Annotated in this window: 19 protein-coding genes and 1 riboswitch; of the genes, 2 read left to right on the forward strand and 17 right to left on the reverse strand. The window is 69.6% G+C overall.

Going from position 1 to position 15,977, the window contains the following annotated elements; all coding sequences use genetic code 11:
- Nucleotides 1–6: 6 nt before the first annotated feature.
- Entirely contained in the window at nucleotides 7–402 is a 396-nt protein-coding gene (locus U8L64_RS11015; protein ID WP_043296024.1) for a RidA family protein, read from the reverse strand.
- A 134-nt stretch (nucleotides 403–536) separates the two neighbouring features.
- Between U8L64_RS11015 and U8L64_RS11020 the strand changes: the two genes are divergently transcribed.
- Complete coding sequence (locus U8L64_RS11020; protein ID WP_333397236.1) at nucleotides 537–1,469, forward strand: LysR substrate-binding domain-containing protein; 933 nt, start codon at nucleotides 537–539, stop codon at nucleotides 1,467–1,469.
- Here U8L64_RS11020 and U8L64_RS11025 read toward each other — a convergent pair.
- The 12 genes from U8L64_RS11025 to btuB form a co-directional block, all read right to left on the reverse strand.
- Nucleotides 1,466–2,197, reverse strand: a complete 732-nt coding sequence (locus tag U8L64_RS11025) for an adenosylcobinamide-GDP ribazoletransferase (RefSeq protein ID WP_333397239.1) — start codon at nucleotides 2,195–2,197, stop codon at nucleotides 1,466–1,468. The genes U8L64_RS11020 and U8L64_RS11025 overlap by 4 nt on opposite strands.
- 17 nt (nucleotides 2,198–2,214) lie before the next feature.
- The gene (gene cobC, locus U8L64_RS11030) at nucleotides 2,215–2,793 is read right to left on the reverse strand and encodes an alpha-ribazole phosphatase family protein (RefSeq protein WP_333397242.1); all 579 of its coding nucleotides are present in this window, start codon (nucleotides 2,791–2,793) and stop codon (nucleotides 2,215–2,217) included.
- Entirely contained in the window at nucleotides 2,790–3,839 is a 1,050-nt protein-coding gene (cobT, locus tag U8L64_RS11035) for a nicotinate-nucleotide--dimethylbenzimidazole phosphoribosyltransferase (protein WP_333397245.1), read from the reverse strand. Before cobT ends, cobC begins: the two co-directional genes overlap by 4 nt.
- Nucleotides 3,839–4,357 carry a bifunctional adenosylcobinamide kinase/adenosylcobinamide-phosphate guanylyltransferase gene (gene cobU, locus U8L64_RS11040; RefSeq protein ID WP_333397248.1) on the reverse strand — a complete coding sequence of 173 codons (519 nt, stop codon included), beginning with the start codon at nucleotides 4,355–4,357 and terminating at the stop codon, nucleotides 3,839–3,841. Before cobU ends, cobT begins: the two co-directional genes overlap by 1 nt.
- Complete coding sequence (locus tag U8L64_RS11045) at nucleotides 4,345–5,817, reverse strand: cobyric acid synthase (RefSeq protein WP_333397252.1); 1,473 nt, start codon at nucleotides 5,815–5,817, stop codon at nucleotides 4,345–4,347. Before U8L64_RS11045 ends, cobU begins: the two co-directional genes overlap by 13 nt.
- The gene (gene cobD, locus U8L64_RS11050; RefSeq protein ID WP_333397255.1) at nucleotides 5,814–6,797 is read right to left on the reverse strand and encodes a threonine-phosphate decarboxylase CobD; all 984 of its coding nucleotides are present in this window, start codon (nucleotides 6,795–6,797) and stop codon (nucleotides 5,814–5,816) included. Before cobD ends, U8L64_RS11045 begins: the two co-directional genes overlap by 4 nt.
- On the reverse strand, nucleotides 6,790–7,701 hold the full coding sequence (gene cbiB / locus U8L64_RS11055) for an adenosylcobinamide-phosphate synthase CbiB (protein ID WP_333397259.1): 912 nt from the start codon (nucleotides 7,699–7,701) through the stop codon (nucleotides 6,790–6,792). Before cbiB ends, cobD begins: the two co-directional genes overlap by 8 nt.
- On the reverse strand, nucleotides 7,698–8,348 hold the full coding sequence (gene bluB, locus U8L64_RS11060; protein ID WP_333397262.1) for a 5,6-dimethylbenzimidazole synthase: 651 nt from the start codon (nucleotides 8,346–8,348) through the stop codon (nucleotides 7,698–7,700). Before bluB ends, cbiB begins: the two co-directional genes overlap by 4 nt.
- Nucleotides 8,345–9,637, reverse strand: a complete 1,293-nt coding sequence (locus U8L64_RS11065) for a cobyrinate a,c-diamide synthase (RefSeq protein ID WP_333397266.1) — start codon at nucleotides 9,635–9,637, stop codon at nucleotides 8,345–8,347. The genes bluB and U8L64_RS11065 overlap by 4 nt, the downstream gene beginning before the upstream one ends.
- Before the next feature lie 139 nt (nucleotides 9,638–9,776).
- Nucleotides 9,777–10,379, reverse strand: coding sequence for a cob(I)yrinic acid a,c-diamide adenosyltransferase (gene cobO / locus U8L64_RS11070; protein WP_333397268.1), 603 nt, complete (start codon nucleotides 10,377–10,379; stop codon nucleotides 9,777–9,779).
- On the reverse strand, nucleotides 10,379–10,954 hold the full coding sequence (locus U8L64_RS11075) for a hypothetical protein (protein WP_043296014.1): 576 nt from the start codon (nucleotides 10,952–10,954) through the stop codon (nucleotides 10,379–10,381). Before U8L64_RS11075 ends, cobO begins: the two co-directional genes overlap by 1 nt.
- Before the next feature lie 23 nt (nucleotides 10,955–10,977).
- Nucleotides 10,978–12,840, reverse strand: coding sequence for a TonB-dependent vitamin B12 receptor (gene btuB / locus U8L64_RS11080; RefSeq protein ID WP_333397272.1), 1,863 nt, complete (start codon nucleotides 12,838–12,840; stop codon nucleotides 10,978–10,980).
- Between the two features lie 117 nt (nucleotides 12,841–12,957).
- Nucleotides 12,958–13,171: riboswitch (cobalamin riboswitch) on the reverse strand.
- Between the two features lie 150 nt (nucleotides 13,172–13,321).
- Here btuB and U8L64_RS11085 point away from each other — a divergent pair.
- The gene (locus tag U8L64_RS11085; RefSeq protein WP_054093750.1) at nucleotides 13,322–14,125 is read left to right on the forward strand and encodes a metallophosphoesterase family protein; all 804 of its coding nucleotides are present in this window, start codon (nucleotides 13,322–13,324) and stop codon (nucleotides 14,123–14,125) included.
- A 6-nt stretch (nucleotides 14,126–14,131) separates the two neighbouring features.
- Here the strand turns inward: U8L64_RS11085 and U8L64_RS11090 are convergent, their stop codons facing one another.
- The 4 genes from U8L64_RS11090 to cydX all read right to left on the reverse strand — a co-directional run bounded on the left by U8L64_RS11090 (nucleotide 14,132) and on the right by cydX (nucleotide 15,961).
- Complete coding sequence (locus U8L64_RS11090) at nucleotides 14,132–14,647, reverse strand: C40 family peptidase (protein ID WP_043296011.1); 516 nt, start codon at nucleotides 14,645–14,647, stop codon at nucleotides 14,132–14,134.
- 79 nt (nucleotides 14,648–14,726) lie between these two features.
- Entirely contained in the window at nucleotides 14,727–15,353 is a 627-nt protein-coding gene (locus U8L64_RS11095) for a C40 family peptidase (protein ID WP_043296382.1), read from the reverse strand.
- 210 nt (nucleotides 15,354–15,563) lie between these two features.
- Nucleotides 15,564–15,860, reverse strand: coding sequence for a cyd operon YbgE family protein (locus U8L64_RS11100; protein ID WP_008568189.1), 297 nt, complete (start codon nucleotides 15,858–15,860; stop codon nucleotides 15,564–15,566).
- A complete protein-coding gene (gene cydX / locus U8L64_RS11105) occupies nucleotides 15,857–15,961 on the reverse strand; it encodes a cytochrome bd-I oxidase subunit CydX (RefSeq protein WP_003292563.1) in 105 nt (34 codons plus the stop codon). Before cydX ends, U8L64_RS11100 begins: the two co-directional genes overlap by 4 nt.
- Nucleotides 15,962–15,977 lie beyond the last annotated feature (16 nt).

The following is a 15,977-nucleotide window of genomic DNA, read 5'->3' on the forward strand; positions in this document are numbered from 1 at the left end:
GCCCGCTCAGACCGCCTCTGGCAGTTGGGCGATGACCTTGATCTCGAACTGGAAGCCGTAGAGCCAAGTCACCCCGACGGCCGTCAGCGTCGGATGCGGCGCCGCGCCCCAATACTGCGCCACGATCTGCCAGACCCGCTCGAAGATCGCCGGCGGATCGACCAGGAACACCGTCACGTCGACCACATCCGCGAAGGTGCAGCCTGCGGCGTCGAGAATCGCGTTGAGGTTGTCGAACGCGCGTCGGACCTGCGCCTCCAGCTCCGGCTCCGGCGAACCGTCCTCACGACTGCCGACCTGCCCGGAGACGAACAGCAAGCCATTGGCGCGGATCGCCGGGGAATAGCGGTTGCGCTCGTACAGGGCCTGGCGCGCCGGCGGAAAAACAACGTCACGGGCCATGCTTCTCTCCTTTTGTGGGGTCGCTGCCGACCCGTCGATGAATACGCAGCCACTGTAGGGTTGCCGCCCGGCTGGATAAACTCGCGAGCCCGGCCAAGACTGTTCGTGAAAACCAAACAATCAGCGGAGCGCAGATGGACCGTTTCGATGCAATGCAGGCCTTCGCTCGCGTGGTGGAAACCGGCAGCTTCACCAAGGCGGCCGAAACGCTGCAGATCGGCAAGACCAGCGTCACCCAGATGATTCAACAGCTGGAGGCGCGGCTGCGGGTCCGCCTGCTCAACCGCACCACACGCAAGGTCAACGTCACCGCCGACGGCGCCGCCTACTACGAGCGCGTGGTGCGTCTGTTGGCCGAGCTGGATGATGCCGAGACCAGCCTGTCCGGCGCAGCCGCCCTGCCCAGGGGGCGCCTGCGCGTGGACGTGCCCAGCCCGCTGGCACGCCTGATCCTGATCCCGGCGCTGCCGGCCTTCCACGCGCGCTATCCGGACATTCAGCTGGACATGGGCGTCAGCGACCGACGGGTCGACCTGATCGACGAGAACGTCGACTGCGTGGTGCGCGGCGGCGAGCTGAGCGATCAATCGCTGATCGCCCGCCACGTTGGCGACCTGCGCCTGGCCGTCTATGCCGCACCTGGCTACCTGCAGCGCGCCGGCACGCCAACGCATCCCGGCGAACTGGAAAACACCCACCACCGGATCGTCGGTTTTCTCTGGGCGCGCACCGGCAAGCCCACGCCGTATGCCATGCTCCGCCAGGGCGAGCGAGTGCAGGTACAGGGCCGCTACGTGCTCGCGGTGGATGACGGCAACGCCTACCTCGCTGCCGGACTGGCCGGAATGGGCGTGTTCTGGCTGCCCGACTACATGGCCGACCAGCACCTGGCGAACGGTGAGCTGGTGCGCCTGTTCGAGGACTGGCAACTCGAGCCGATGCCGCTGTACCTGGCCTTCGCGCCGAACCGCCACGTCAGCGCGAAGCTGCGGGTGTTCATCGACTGGATCGTCGCGCTTATGGCGCAACATGCGCCGGTGATCGAGCGGGCACCAGGACGAGGCTAGACCTGCAGCGCCAGCCCCAGCAGCACGGCACATTCCACCAGTTCCAGCAGCGCGCCGGCGGTATCGCCGGTGGTGCCGCCCAGACGACGACACATGGCGCGGCGCGCCAGCAGGAAGGTCACCGCGGCGCAGCCCAGCGCGAGCTGCCCGCCGACGCCGAGCGGCAGACAACCCATGACCACCACCGCCAGCACGCCGCGCGCGCGCTCACGCGGCAGGTTCGTCGCCAGTGCGTGGCCGAGACCGTTCGGCCGCACATAGGCCGTCGAGAGGAACAGCGCCAGTAGCGCCGTGCGCCCGAGCAGCGGCGCCAGCAGCAGCGCCACGAGCTGCTGCGCCTGCAACAGCACCAGCAACGCGACGAACTTCAGCAACAGCAGCAGCACCAGCACCACCACGGCCACCGGGCCGCTGCGCGGGTCCTTCATGATTGCCAGGGTGCGTTCGCGGTCGCCGAAACCGCCGAGCCAGGCGTCGGCACTGTCGGCCAGACCGTCGAGGTGCAGCGCGCCGCTCAGCGCGACCCACAGCGTCAGCACGAGGGCGGCCTGCAGCACCGGCGGTGTACCGCCCAGCAGCAGCGCGGCCAGCCACAGCAATGCGCCGAGCAGCAGGCCCACGCTCGGGTAGTGCAGCAGCGAGCGCCCCTGCTGCTGCGCGGTCGGCATGACCGGCAGGCGGATCGGCAGGCTGGTGAGAAATTGCACGGCGATGAGCAACGGCAGCATGGGCATTCCAGGCAGGTTCAGGGGTTGGGCCAGGCGCTGTCCATCGGCCAAGGCAAACTCAGCGGCAGCAGTTCGCCATGCGCCACGCTGACCTCGAGCAGACGCTCGCACGGCAGGCCGCGCGCCCGTGCCAGCAGCAAGCGCATCACGCCGGCATGGCCGATCAGCAGCAGCCGTTGCCCCGCATACTCGCGTTGCAATCGCGCCACGGCGGCGAACACACGGTGCCGGAAGTCCACCAGCGGCTCGCCCGCCGGCGGCGTGAACCTGAAGGGATCGGCCCAGAAGCGCCCCAGCGCCTCGGCATCGGTCTGCATCAGCTCGGCGGCGCTGCGGCCTTCCCAGTCGCCGAAATGCAGCTCGCGCAGGTCCGGCTCCAGCCGCAGCGGCAGTGCACGCTGCGCGGCGAGCTGGCTGGCAAACGCGGCGCAGCGTTGCAGCGGCGAGCTGATCAGGGCATCCCACGGGCCCGCGCCGTGCAGCGCGGCGTGCATCTGCTGCCAGCCGCGCGCCGTCAGCGCGTCGTCGAGGCTGCCGCGAAAGCCGCCGCCGCGCTCGGTCTCGCCGTGGCGCAGCAGATCGATGCGCAGGCTCACACGGCCCCTTCCGCCACCGCCGCCTCGGCGAAGGTGGCCATCTCGTTGTGCAGCGCGCAAGCCTGCTGCAGCAGCGGCACCGCCAGCGCCGCACCGCTGCCCTCGCCCAGACGCAGGCCGAGGTCCAGCAACGGTTCGGCTTCGAGCGCCTGCAGCACCGCCAGATGGCCCGGCTCGGCGGAGCGATGGGCGAACAGCAGCCACGGCCGGCACGTCGGGTTCAGCCGCACCGCGCAGAGGGCCGCGGCGCTGCAGATGAAACCATCCACCAGCACGGGGATGCCCTGCTGCGCACAGCCCAGGTAGGCGCCCGCCAGCGCCGCCACTTCGAAGCCGCCGAGCCGGCGCAGCGTTTCCAGCGGTCCGGCGCAGTGATCGGCGTGCAGTCGCAGCGCCGTCTGCACCGCGGCGAGCTTGCGCCGCACGCCGGCGCCATCCAGCCCGGTGCCCGGCCCGACCAGGGTCAGCGGCGAATGCGGCAGCAACGCCGCGGCCAGCGCGCTGGCACAGGTCGTGTTGCCGATGCCCATCTCGCCGCCGATGAACAGCTGCGCCGCGCCGGCTGCCGCGCGGCGCGCCGTGTCGCGGCCGGCGCCGAGCGCCTGCTGCAACTGCTGGTCGCTCATCGCCGCCTCGCGGGTGAAGTTGGCGGTGCCCGGCCCCAGACGCAAATGACTGACACCGGCCAGCTGCAGCGGCTCGACGGTGCCCAGGTCGATCACTTCCAGCACCGAACCCAGCCGCCGCGCCAGCACCGCCAGTGCCGCGCCGCCACCGACGAAGTTGCGCAGCATCTGCCCGGTCACCGCCTGCGGAAAGGCCGAAACGCCCTCCTCGACCACGCCGTGGTCGCCGGCGAACACGCTGACATGCACGCGTTCGACCTGCGGCCGCTCGCTACCCTGCAGTGCCGCCAGCTGCACCGCCAGCTCCTCCAGCCGGCCGAGCGCACCGCGCGGCTTGGTCAGCTGATCCTGTCGCGCCAGCGCGCGCTCGCGCATCACCGCGTCCAGCGGCTGGCATGCTCCCTTCCACCACTCATCCATCACTGCGCTCCTTTGAGAGTCATCGGCAGGCCGGCGACCATGAAGGTCACCCGCTCCGCCTGGTCGGCCACGGCCTGGTGCAGCCAGCCGGCTTCGTCCACATAACGCCGGGTCAGCTCGCCCAAGGGCACCACGCCGAGCCCGGTTTCGTTGCTGACCAGGATCACCCGCCCCGGCAGTTCACCCAGGCATTCGAGGAAGGCATCGCGTTCCTCGGCAAGGCGCGCCGGGTCCTCCAGCATCAGCAGATTGGTCAGCCACAGGGTCAGGCAGTCGACCAGCAGGCAGCGCTGTGCGCCGGCCTGCTCGCGCAGCACCCTGGCCAGTTGCAGCGGCTCCTCGACCAACGTCCAGTGCGTCGGGCGGCGCTGACGGTGGTGGACGATGCGCGCGGCCATCTCGCCGTCCAGCGCCTGGCTGGTGGCGATGTAGGTCACCGACAGATCGCTGTCGGCAGCCAGCCGCTCGGCCAGCCGGCTCTTGCCGGACCGCGCGCCACCGAGGATCAGCTCGAGCATGCCCGACCTCCCAGCCCGCAGAGTTCGCGCAGCCGTGCGGTGTCCAGATGGGCCTCGACCAGATCGGCCAGACGCTCGATCTCGCGCTCGCGCAGCGCGTGGTAATCGACAGGTTCCACCGTGCCCAGACCGCCCCAGCGCAACAGTGCGGCGCAGGCGGCCGGGCCCTCGAACAGGCCGTGCAGGTAGGTGCCGAGCACCTGGCCGTCGGCGCTGAGCGCGCCATCGCGGCGGCCATCGTCCAGCTCGACCGCGGCGCGCTCGAGCGCCGGCCCCGTGCTGACGCCGGCATGAATCTCGTAGCCGCTGACGGCCGCGCCCTCCAGCATCAGCCGCCCCTGTACGTTGTGCAGCTGCTTTTCGGCAGCGAGCTCGGTGGTGAAATCCAGCAGGCCCAGCCCGGCGCTTTCGCCCGGCGCACCTTCCAGGCCGAGCGGATCGGCGATACGCCTGCCGAGCATCTGCAGCCCGCCGCAGATACCCAGCAGCCGGCCGCCGTAACGCAGGTGCCGGCGGATCGCCGTCTCCCAGCCATTGGCACGCAGAAACGCAAGGTCGGCGCGCACGCTTTTCGAGCCGGGCAGGATCAGCAGGTCCGCCGGCGGAATCGGCTGACCGGGACCGACGAACTGCAGATCGACCTGCGGGTGCAGGCGCAGCGGGTCGAAATCGGTATGGTTGCTGATGCGCGGCAGCACCGGCACCACCACCTTCAGCGTCGCCGCAGCCTTGCCGACCTGGCGCGTATCGATGGCGTCCTCGGCCTCCAGATGGAAGTCGGTCAGGTACGGCAGCACGCCCAGCACCGGCTTGCCGGTGCGCTGCTCCAGCCAGTCGAGCCCCGGTTGCAGCAGGGCGATATCGCCGCGAAAACGGTTGATGACGAAGCCGCGCACCCGCGCCTGCTCTGAAGCCGACAGCAGCTCCAGGGTGCCGACCAGATGGGCGAACACTCCACCGCGGTCGATATCGGCGATGAGGATCACCGGGCAGTCCACCGCCTCGGCGAAGCCCATGTTGGCGATGTCGCCGGCGCGCAGGTTGATCTCCGCGGGCGAGCCGGCGCCCTCGACCATCACCACCCGGTAGGCCGCGGACAACCGCCGATGCGAGTCGAGCACCGCCTGCATGGCGACACGCTTGTAGTCGTGATAGGCGACGGCATCCATGCTGGCGAGCGCGCGGCCGTGGATGATCACCTGGGCGCCGATGTCGCTGTTGGGCTTGAGCAGCACCGGATTCATGTCGGTGTGCGGTGCCAGATTGGCGGCCTGAGCCTGTACGGCCTGGGCACGGCCGATCTCGCCGCCGTCCGCAGTGACCGCGCTGTTGAGCGCCATGTTCTGCGGCTTGAACGGCGCCACCGCGACGCCCTGGCGGGCCAGCCAGCGGCACAGCGCGGTCACCAGGGTGCTCTTGCCGGCATCGGAGGTGGTGCCCTGCACCATCAGCGTGGTCATGGAGATAGCGTCCTCAAGGCGGTTTCGAGACGTTGCCAACCGGCTTCATCGGGCGGCAGGCCGAAGCGCAGGCTTTCGGGCTGCGCGAACAGGCGGACCAGAATGCCGCGGCGGGCCAGTTGTTCGTGCAGCCAGGCCGCCCGTGGATCGACGCACCACTGGAACAGCGCGCAGCCGCCCAGCGGCGCCAGCGCATGCTGGCAAAGCAGCCTGGCAAGCCGCTGGCCATCGGCCTGCAGGCGCTGACGCTGGCGGTGCTGGGCGTCACCAGCGGCGAGCAGCGCGGTGCCGAGCAGGCGCGTCGGGCCGCCGACCGACCAGGGTCCGAGCAGCTCGTCGAGGGCCGCAAGCAACGCGCGCTCGGCCAGCACGAAGCCCAGCCGCGCGCCGGCCAGGCCGAAGAACTTGCCGACCGAGCGCAGCACGATCAGCCCGCTGCGCCCAGCGTATCCGGCCAGACTGTGCTGCGGCGTGCAGTCCATGAACGCCTCGTCGACCACCAGCCAGCCGCCGCGCGCGGCCAGGCCGGCGTGCCAGTGCAGCAGCTGCGCCGCATCGAACAGCCGGCCGCTGGGGTTATTCGGATTGATCACCACCAGCACGTCGAGCTGCTCAAGCGCGCGCGGCACAGCGGCTTCGCTCAGCTCCACCAGCGCGTGGCCCTCGCGCTGCCAGGCGGCGGCGTGTTCGGCGTAACAGGGGGCAACGACACCGACCCGCGCCCGCCGTCGCAGGCGCGGCAAGGCCTGGATCGCCGCCTGCGAGCCGGCCACCGGCAGCAGTTCGGCGCTGCCGTAGTAGTCACGCGCCACGCCTGGCAGGTCGTCGTCGGCCTCCGGCAGGCGCGCCCAGGCGCTGACGGGAATGTCAGGCAAGGGCGGCGTGTAGGGCGCCACGCCAGTGGAAAGGTCGAGCCAGTCGGCCGGGTCGATGCCGTACTGGCGCGCCGCCGCGTGCAGGCGTCCGCCGTGCTCAAGCATGCAGCCAGGCTCCGAGCAGCAGTGCCAGTAGCCAGACGCCGACGCCGGCCCAGACCAGATCCAGCGCACGCTCGATATCACGCGCGCCCGGTGCCCTGCCCTGGCCGAGCAGCGGGCGCGCGTGGCGCTCGCCGTGGTAGAACGCCGGCCCGCCCAGCTCCACGCCCAGCGCACCGGCACCGGCGGCCATCACCGGGCCGGCGTTGGGGCTGTCCCACAGCGGCGCCTGGGTGCGCCAGCAGTGCAGCGCGCGACCGGTGCGGCCGAGCAGTGCGTAGGTCAGCGCGGTGAGGCGCGCCGGCAGATAGTTGAGGACATCGTCGATCCGCGCCGCCGCCCAGCCGAAGCGCTCGAAGCGTGCGGTGCGATAGCCCCACATGGCATCCAGCGTGTTGCTCAGCCGATAGAGCACCACGCCCGGCGCGCCGGCGACGGTGAACCAGAACAGCGCGGCGAACACCGCGTCGCTGCCGTTCTCCAGCACCGACTCGGTGGCCGCGCGGGACACGCCGGGCACATCCAGTGCGGTGGTGTCGCGGCTGACGATGTGCCCGACGCAGCGCCGCGCCTCTCGCAGATCGTTGCGCCACAGCGCGCGTGCCACCGGCAGCGCATGGGCACCGAGGCTGCGCAGACCGAGGGCGAGGTAGAGCAGGACGATCTCTACCAGCCAGCCGACGCCCGGCAACCGTGCGAGCAGCCAGGCCAGTGCCGTCAGCGGCAGCACCGCCAGGCACCAGGCGGTCACGCCGTGGCTGCGCCAGCCGCGTCCTTCGGGGCCGTTGAAGCGTCGCTCCAGCGCATCGGCCAGACGACCGAAAGCCACCAGCGGGTGCGCCCGCTTGGGCTCGCCGAGCAGCGCATCGAGCGCGATGCCGGCCAGGCAGCTCAACGCCAGGCTCATGGCTGCTCGCCCCAGCGGTCCTGATAGAGCAGCTCTTCCAGCGGCCGGCCCTGAGTCCAGCCTTCCAGCTCCAGCATCGGCGCCGGATAGAAGGCGTGCACCGGGCCGAGGCAGAGAATCGCCATCGGCTTGGCGCCGGCCGGCATGCCGAGCAGCTCGGCCAGTGCCTGCGGATCGAACAGCGATACCCAGCCCAGGCCCAGCCCTTCGGCGCGCGCGGCAAGCCAGAGATTCTGGATCGCACAGGCCAGCGAGGCGAGGTCCATCTCCGGCAGGGTGCGCCGACCGAACACGTGCGCCTCGCGCCCCTCCATCAGCGCCGCCACCAGCAGCTCGGCGCAGTCATGGATGCCTTCGACCTTGAGCCGCAGAAACTCGGCGGAACGCTCGCCCAGCGCCTCGGCGGTGCACTGGCGCTCGGCCTCGACCAGCGACGCGATGCGGGCGCGCAGCCCGGTCGAGGTGATGCGCACGAAGCGCCAGGGCTGCATCAGGCCGACACTGGGCGCGCGGTGCGCGGCCTGCAGCAGCCTGGCCAGCAATTCGGGCGCCACCTCGCCGCCGCTGAAATGGCGCATGTCGCGGCGCTCGGCGATGGCGCGGTAGACGCCGGCGCGCTGTTCGTCGGTGAAGGCGTGTTCGTTCATGGTCGCAACAGGGCCGCGGCCGCCACGGGATCGGACGGCATATGGAAGTGGATGTAGGACGCCGTCAGCCGCCCCTGCCGATAGACGGCTTCGGCGGTCCGCCGGTAGTTCGGGCACTCGCCGCGCGCCAGCGGTTCGAGCGGCGATTCCAGCTCCGAATGGTGGAAGGTGTGCCCGCGCAGACGGCCTTCCGGCAGGGCCACTTCCTGCAGGGCCAGGGCGGTCAGGCGCGAACGCATCCGCGCTTCGCCAGGCAGCAGGCCGAGCATCGGCTCGCGCACCCCGGTGCTGTCGGTCAGCCCGTCGAGCAGGTAGAGCATGCCGCCGCACTCGGCGAGGATCGGCTTGCCGGCGGCGTGGTGTGCACGGATCGCCTCGGCCATCGGCCGGTTGCGCGAGAGGCCGCGCAGGTGCAATTCCGGATAGCCGCCCGGCAGATAGAGGCTGTCGACGGCCGGCAGACGGGTGAAGCGCAACGGCGAGAAGAACAGCAGCTCGGCGCCCAGCGCACGCAACAGGTCGAGGTTGGCCTGGTAGAGAAAGGCGAAGGCGGCATCGCGCGCCACGCCGATGCGCACGCCGGCCAGCAGCGGCTCGACCGGCGCCACCCGCGGCGCGGCGAAGGTCACCGCCAGCGGCAGTTCGGTATCCGCGCTCTGCGCCAGCGCCTCGGCGGCGGCATCCAGGCGGGTATCCAGATCGGCCAGTTCCTCGGCCTGGACCAGCCCCAGATGGCGGCTCGGCAGCTCCACCTCGGCGCTGCGCGGCAGCGCGCCGTACCAGCGCAGCGGCGCCGGCAGGCTGTCGCGCAGGATCTCGCCGTGCCGCACGCTGCCGACACGGTTGGCCAGCACGCCGGCGAACGGCAGGTTCGTCTGGAAGCCCGCCAGCCCGTGCGCCAGCGCGCCGAAGGTCTGTGCCATCGCCGAGCCGTCGATCACCGCCAGCACCGGCACGCCGAAGCGCCGCGCCAGGTCGGCGGCCGAGGGTGCGCCGTCGAACAGCCCCATCACCCCTTCGATGAGGATCAGGTCGGCCTCGCCCGCCGCCTCCCACAGCAGGCGCCGCGACTGCTCCTCGCCAACCATCCACAGATCGAGCTGGTACACCGGCTGGCCGCTGGCGCGCGCGAGGATCATCGGGTCGAGAAAATCCGGCCCGCACTTGAACACCCGCACGCGCCGCCCGGCCTGCGCGTGCAGGCGTGCCAGGGCGGCGGTGACGGTGGTCTTGCCCTGGCCGGAGGCCGGCGCGGCGATCAGCAGGGCCGGACAATTTCTGCTATTCATCGCAGCCTCACGGGGCGGGTTGAGTCACGGTGGATGTAAAGAGCGGCATCCCCGCTACAGTTCCGAGGCCTGACGTAGGGTGGATGACGCTTCACCCATCCACCGAAAACGCGCTCCGTGAAGGTCTTGAGCGCCGGCATCAGAACTCCACGCCCTTCTGCGCCTTCACCCCGGCCTTGAACGCGTGCTTGACCAGGTTCATCTCGGTCACCGTGTCGGCGGCCTCGATCATCCCCGGCAGCGCGCCGCGCCCGGTCACCACCACGTGCTGCAGCAGCGGCCGCGCGGCGATGTCGGCGAGCACGCTGTCCAGCTCCAGATAGCCGTACTTCAGCGCGATGTTCAGCTCATCGAGCACCACCAGGCTGATGCGTTCGTCGTCCAGCAGCTCGCGCGCGACGGTCCAGGCTTGCTGCGCCTTGGCGATATCGCGCTGGCGATCCTGGGTTTCCCAGGTGAAGCCCTCGCCCATCACGTGGTAGCGCACCTCCTCGGGGAAACGGCGGAAGAACGCCTCCTCGCCGGTGCTGGCCGCGCCCTTGATGAACTGCACGATGCCGACCTGCATGCCGTGACCCAGCGCGCGGGCGACCATGCCGAAGGCCGAGCTGCTCTTGCCCTTGCCGTTGCCGCTGTGCACCAACAGCAGGCCGTACTCGTCCTGCGCCTGGGCGATCTTCTCGTCCACCACCGCCTTCTTGCGCTGCATGCGCGCGCGGTGCCGCTCGTCGCGGGCGTCCATCAGTGCGCCTGCCGTAGACGGTTCAGGCGCAGCGCCGAGACGATGCCGACGTGCAGCACCAGCGCGGTGCCGACGTAGAACGCCAGATTGCCCAGATGCCGCGGCACGTACTCGGCGATGCGCGGCAGGAAGCCGGCCAGCGTCGGCTCGGGGTAGCGCCCGGAGAAGAAGTAGAAGCCGCCGCCAGAGAGCAGGTAGGCGACGAAGGCCGCCGCCACCAGCGTCGGCACCAGTAGCGCGAGGCTGCGCAGGTCGCCGCGCTGCCAGCCGGCGAACAGCCGCCCGGCCAGCCACAGGCTGCCGTAGGCCGGCACCAGCGCCCAGTACGCGGGCGACAGGCACCAGTCGCTGATGGTGCCGCTGGCCAGGGAGGCGAAGTCCAGCACGGAGGCTTCGGCAAACAGCAGCGCGAACATCGCGCGTGGGCGCAAGTAGAAGCCGGCGAGGAAGAAGATCGACCAGCTGGCGCTGGGCAGGTTCTCGACGCTGGCGAAGTGCTGGCCGCGGGTCATGGCCAGCAGCAGGATCAGCGCGACGCCGATTGCCAGTTGAGCGCGGGTGGAAAGGACGTGCATGCGGTGCTCCTCGGGTGGGGGGTTCAGATCGCCTGGTAGCGGACGGTGAAGTACACCGCGCGGCCGGGCTGTTCGTAGGTCTGGGTGGTTTCGTAGTCGCGGTCGAACAGGTTCGCCAGCTTGACCTGCAGGCGCCAGGCATCGTCGATGCGGTACTCGCTGCGCAGGTCCATCAGGGCGTAGCCGGGCATGCGCGTGTCCTCGGCGTTGCTGGCCTTGTCGAAGCGCTCGCTGGACGCATACAGCGAGGCGCCCAGGCCGATGGCGCCGAACTGGCGATCCACGTCGAGATTGAACTGGCGCTTGGCGCGGCGCTGCAGCAGGTGGCCGTGGTTGGCCTTGCTGCGGTCCTGCGGGTCCATGACGGTCAGGTTGGCGGCTACGTCCCAGCCGGCCAGCACTGTGGCGACGCTGGTCTCGATGCCGCGGATGCGCGCCACGTCGACGTTCTCCGGGCGCATGGGGCTGGTGCCGGCCCAGACGATCAGGTCGTCGATCTGGTTTTCGTAGGCGTTGACGCTCCACTCGCCCCAGCCGTGACTGCCGCGGATGCCCAGCTCGTAGCTTTGCGACTCCTCCGGCTTGACGTCCGGGTTGCCGGCGGTGAAGGCGCTGGCCGGGTAGTACAGATCGTTGAAGGTCGGCGCGCGGTAGGCGGTGCCGTAGGCGGCAGTCAGCGTCAGCGCCTCGCTCAGCTCGAAGCTGTAGCCGAGGCTGCCGGTATCGTGGGAGCCGAAGAACTCGTCCTTGTCGCGGCGCAGGCCCGCCTGCACACCATGACGGCCGAAGGCAGCCTGATACTGCACGAAGTAGCCGCGGTTGTAGCGGCTGTCCCGGGCGTAGTCGTCGCTGCTGTCGATGCGGTCCTGCTGGTAGTCCATGCCGAGGCTCAGCACCTGCGCCTCGCCGACATGGAAATCGTTCTGCCAGCTGAGACTGTCGCGGCGGGTGTCGAAGCGCGAGTAGAAGGCGCCATCCTGAAAGTTGTCGCTCAGGTCCTCGCTGTGACCGGCCTGCAGGGTGACGTCCCAGAAGGCCAGCGGCGCGAACCGCGCGCGGCCGCTGAGCGCCTGCAGGGAGCCGTCGCTGTAGGCATCGCGACCGCTGGTGCCGCGCGTCGACCGGGTATCGAAGTCGCCGTGGTTCTCGCTCTGCAGCCAGCTGCCGTCGAGTTCCAGGCCATTGTCGAAGCGATAACCGGCGCGCAGCTGTGCGGACAATTCGCGGTAGCCGTCGGCGTCCGGCTCGTAGGCATTGGGTGCGCTGGGCCGATAGGCCCGCGCGTTGATGCCGTCGGTGGATTCGCCGGCCACGCCGAGGTTGAACCAGCCGTTGCCCTGACCGCCGGATAGCCCGGCCGAGCCACTGTAGCTCGAACGCGAACCGGCACCAGCCGAGAAGTACGGTTTGACACCGGCGTCGCCGCCGCGACGGGTGAAGATCTGGATCACCCCGCCCATCGCCTCCGAGCCGTACAGGCTGGATCGCGGTCCGCGGACGATCTCGATGCGCTCGATCTGCTCGACCGGGATGCTTTGCAGCGCGGCACTGCCAGACGTCGCCGAGCCGACGCGGATACCGTCGATCAGCACCAGCACGTGCTTGTCGCTGGTGCCACGAATGGACACCGAAGTGCTCTTGCCACGGCCGCCATTGCTGGTGACGCTGACGCCGGCCAGGCGCTGCAGCAGCTCCGGCACGCTGCCGGCCTGCTGGCGCTCGATCTCCTCGCGGGTGATGACGCTGCTCGCAGCGATGGCAACCGGCGAAGCGCCGGTCCGGCTGGCGGTGATCACCTGCTGGCCGAGCAACAGGGCGCCCTCGTGGGCCAGAGCAACGGAAGGCACGCCCAGCAGGACGGCAGCCAGGGAAAGGGAGTTGCGCATTGGATCAGGGTTCTCCGTCGTGCCCACCCGCACGACCAAAAGTCGCTGGAGACAGACGGCAGAACCCGCAGGAAGGAGGCACCCGAAGGTACGCACCCGCTCAGCGCCCGCCGCACTGTCAGTGAAATGCGACAGGCCGGTCTCCGGGCTTGCGAGCGGATGCCTGGCATCCCGAAACCGCGCCTTCCCGTGCGTGAGCACAGTGGCCGTTGCGGTTTCTCGACTCGCCTACCGTTGCGGGGGCAGCGCCGGAATCGTCATTGCGACTGGACCGGCTTCCCTGTTTCACCTCCTGACCAAGTCAGGGGGCACCTGAAGCGACGCGCAGGTTAGTCCAAGGCCGGAAGGGACGCAATCGCGAACATGTCGCAGTCAGCGGCAAACTCCGCTTGCAGTTTGGACGCACCGGCCCGGAACGGCGGACGGCGAACGGCTTCGAATGCCACAATGCCCCCTTCGCCAGGACCGACGACAGCGCCCCATGACCAGCATCGTGCAGATCTCCGACACCCACTTCGGCACCGAACAGCCCGCGGTAGTCGAGGCCCTCGAACAGCATGTCCGCGAGCATCGCGCCGATCTGCTGGTGTTCTCCGGCGACATCACCCAGCGCGCACGCCGCGCCCAGTTCGCCGCGGCGCAGGCCATGGTGCGGCGGCTGGAGGCCGATGGCGTGGGCCGCAGCCTGGTGATTCCGGGCAATCACGACATCCCGCTGTACAACCTCGCGGCGCGCCTGTTCAGCCCCTACGGCAATTACCGCCGCTACTTCGGCGAGCAGCTGGAGCCGGTGTTCGAGAACGAGCGGATGCTGGTAATCGGGCTGAACACCACTCATCCGCGGCGGCACAAGGACGGTCGCGTCACCCCGCGTCAGGTGGACGCCGTGGCGCGACGGCTGGCCGCCAGCGACCCGGCCAAGCTGCGCATCGTGGTGGCGCATCAGCCGTTCGGCGCGATGGTGGAGAGCGATCTGCGCAATCTGCAGCACGGCGCCACACCCGCGCTGCAATGCTGGGCCGAACACGGGCTGGATCTGGTAATGGGCGGGCACATCCACCTGCCCTACGTGCTACCGCTGTCGCGGCAGTATCCGGACCTGGCCCGGGAAATCTGGATGGTGCAGGCCGGCACCACGCTGTCGACGCGCCTGCGCGGCACCTCGCCGAACTCGCTGAACCGGCTGAAGCTGCAGTCGGGAGCCGAGAAAGGGGTCTGCGTCGAACGCTGGGATTTTTCCGACGGGCGCTTCGTACCCGCTTCGCACTTCACCCTCGGCTGGTGAGCCCCGTCACGGATTGCGCGCCAGTCGCTCATCCTCGAGAACGCGCTTGGCACCGAGATACGTCTTGGCCCAGTAGCGATTGCCCAGGCTGTCGAGGCGGACCGTACCGCCGGACGACGGCGCATGGACGAAGCGCCCTTCGCCGACGTAGATAGCGGCATGACTGACGCGGCGCCCGCCATCGGTGGCGAAGAACAGCAGATCGCCGGCCTGCAGCGCGTCACGTCCTACATTGGCCGAGCGCATGCGGCTCATCTCCACGGTGGTTCGCGGCAGCGCCACGCCCGCCGCGCCACGGTAGACGTAGCCGATCAGGCCGCTGCAATCGAAGCCGCTATCGGGTGTGTTGCCACCGTAGCGATAAGGCGTACCCACCAACCCGAGTGCACTGAACAGCACATCCTCGGCCATCGGCGAGGCAGCTTGGGACGGCGCGGTGATTTCGGGAGTGGGCGTACGACCGGCGCAGGCAGTCAGCAGCGCGGTCAGGACAAGCAGCGAGAGGCGAGCCGGAAAGGGCATGGCAGAGCGATCCTGGCGGTCGAAGTGTCACTCTGCCGGCACGCGGGGCGTTGCGCAACCCCGCGGCAAGGTCGGTCGATCAGTTATGTGCGGTGGTATGTTCCGCCGGCGCGAGTGCCAATACCCGCTTGGCCTCCATGTAGCTGGCCCGCCAGTACTTGTCGTCCAGGCTGTCGACCCGCACGCCGCCGCTGCGGCTGCTGGAGGAATGGATGAAGCGGTCGTCGCCGATGTAGATGCCCGCGTGGGTGACGCGGCCGCGGCCCCGGTTGTTGAAGAACACCACGTCGCCCGGCTCCAGCTCGCTGCGCTTGACCACTGGCGCGTCGAGGTTGATCAGTTCGCGGGTCGAACGCGGCAGCTCGAGTCCGGCTTCCTTGCGGAACAGGAAACCGACGAAGCCGCTGCAATCGAAGCCGGTCTTCGCCGAATTGCCGCCATAACGATACGGCGTGCCAACCAGGGTGAAACCGCGTTCGAGGATGCTGTCGGCCAGTTGCGGCAGCTGGTAGGCGGTGTCGTCGGAGAATTCGCGCAGCTCCTGCTCGCCCGCTTCGGCGGTGTCGAAGTCGATGGCAGTCTGATCGAAAACCTGGCCGCTCGGGGCAGAGGTGTACGCGGTGTCCGGCTGGGTCTGCTGACCGGCGCAGGCCGTCAGCAGGGCGATGAGTGCGAGGGGCACGAGGGGTGCGAAGCGTTTGCGCATGGGCACGACCGTGTCGGGGAAATTGAAAGTGCCGGCGACTATGCCTTCAATCACCTCGATGCGCAAATTCAATTGACCGAAATGTGACGAATCCGCTGCGGCAAAACGTCTGACCGCCCCTCGCCGAGAGACCGGCCGCCCGCCGTTGGAAAACGCGCCGTTTTCCGCCGTTGCAAGCGCCGCGGTTGCATGGCACGCCCGCATCCGAGTTCAGCCCAGAGCGGGCGCCAGCAGAATGGAATACCCCAGCGCCAGCAACGGCCAACCGACCAACGGCCCCAGCAGCCAGCGCCACAGCCACAGGCGCGGCACGAAACCGACCCCATGCACGAAACCGGCGCTGACGCCCCACATCACCAGCATCAGCTGCGGATGGCTATAACCGCCCTGCCCGTCCAGCATCGCGGCCGGGTGAATCAACAGCACCAGCGCCAGCGGCGCGGCCAGCAGCAGCGACAGCGTGCGACTGGCCGTCCCGTAAAGCCGTCCGGCGCCTACGTTGGTCACGGTTCGGCGTCCAGGTCCTGCGTGGCTTCCAGCCAGAGCGCATTGATGATGCCGAAGCTGCACGCCAGCAGCACACCGAGAATCCAGGTGAAGTACCACATCGTCATTCTCCCAGGC

It is taken from the genome of Pseudomonas sp. FIP_A4, assembly GCF_036701605.1.
GTDB classification, from domain to species: Bacteria; Pseudomonadota; Gammaproteobacteria; order Pseudomonadales; family Pseudomonadaceae; genus Stutzerimonas; species Stutzerimonas phenolilytica.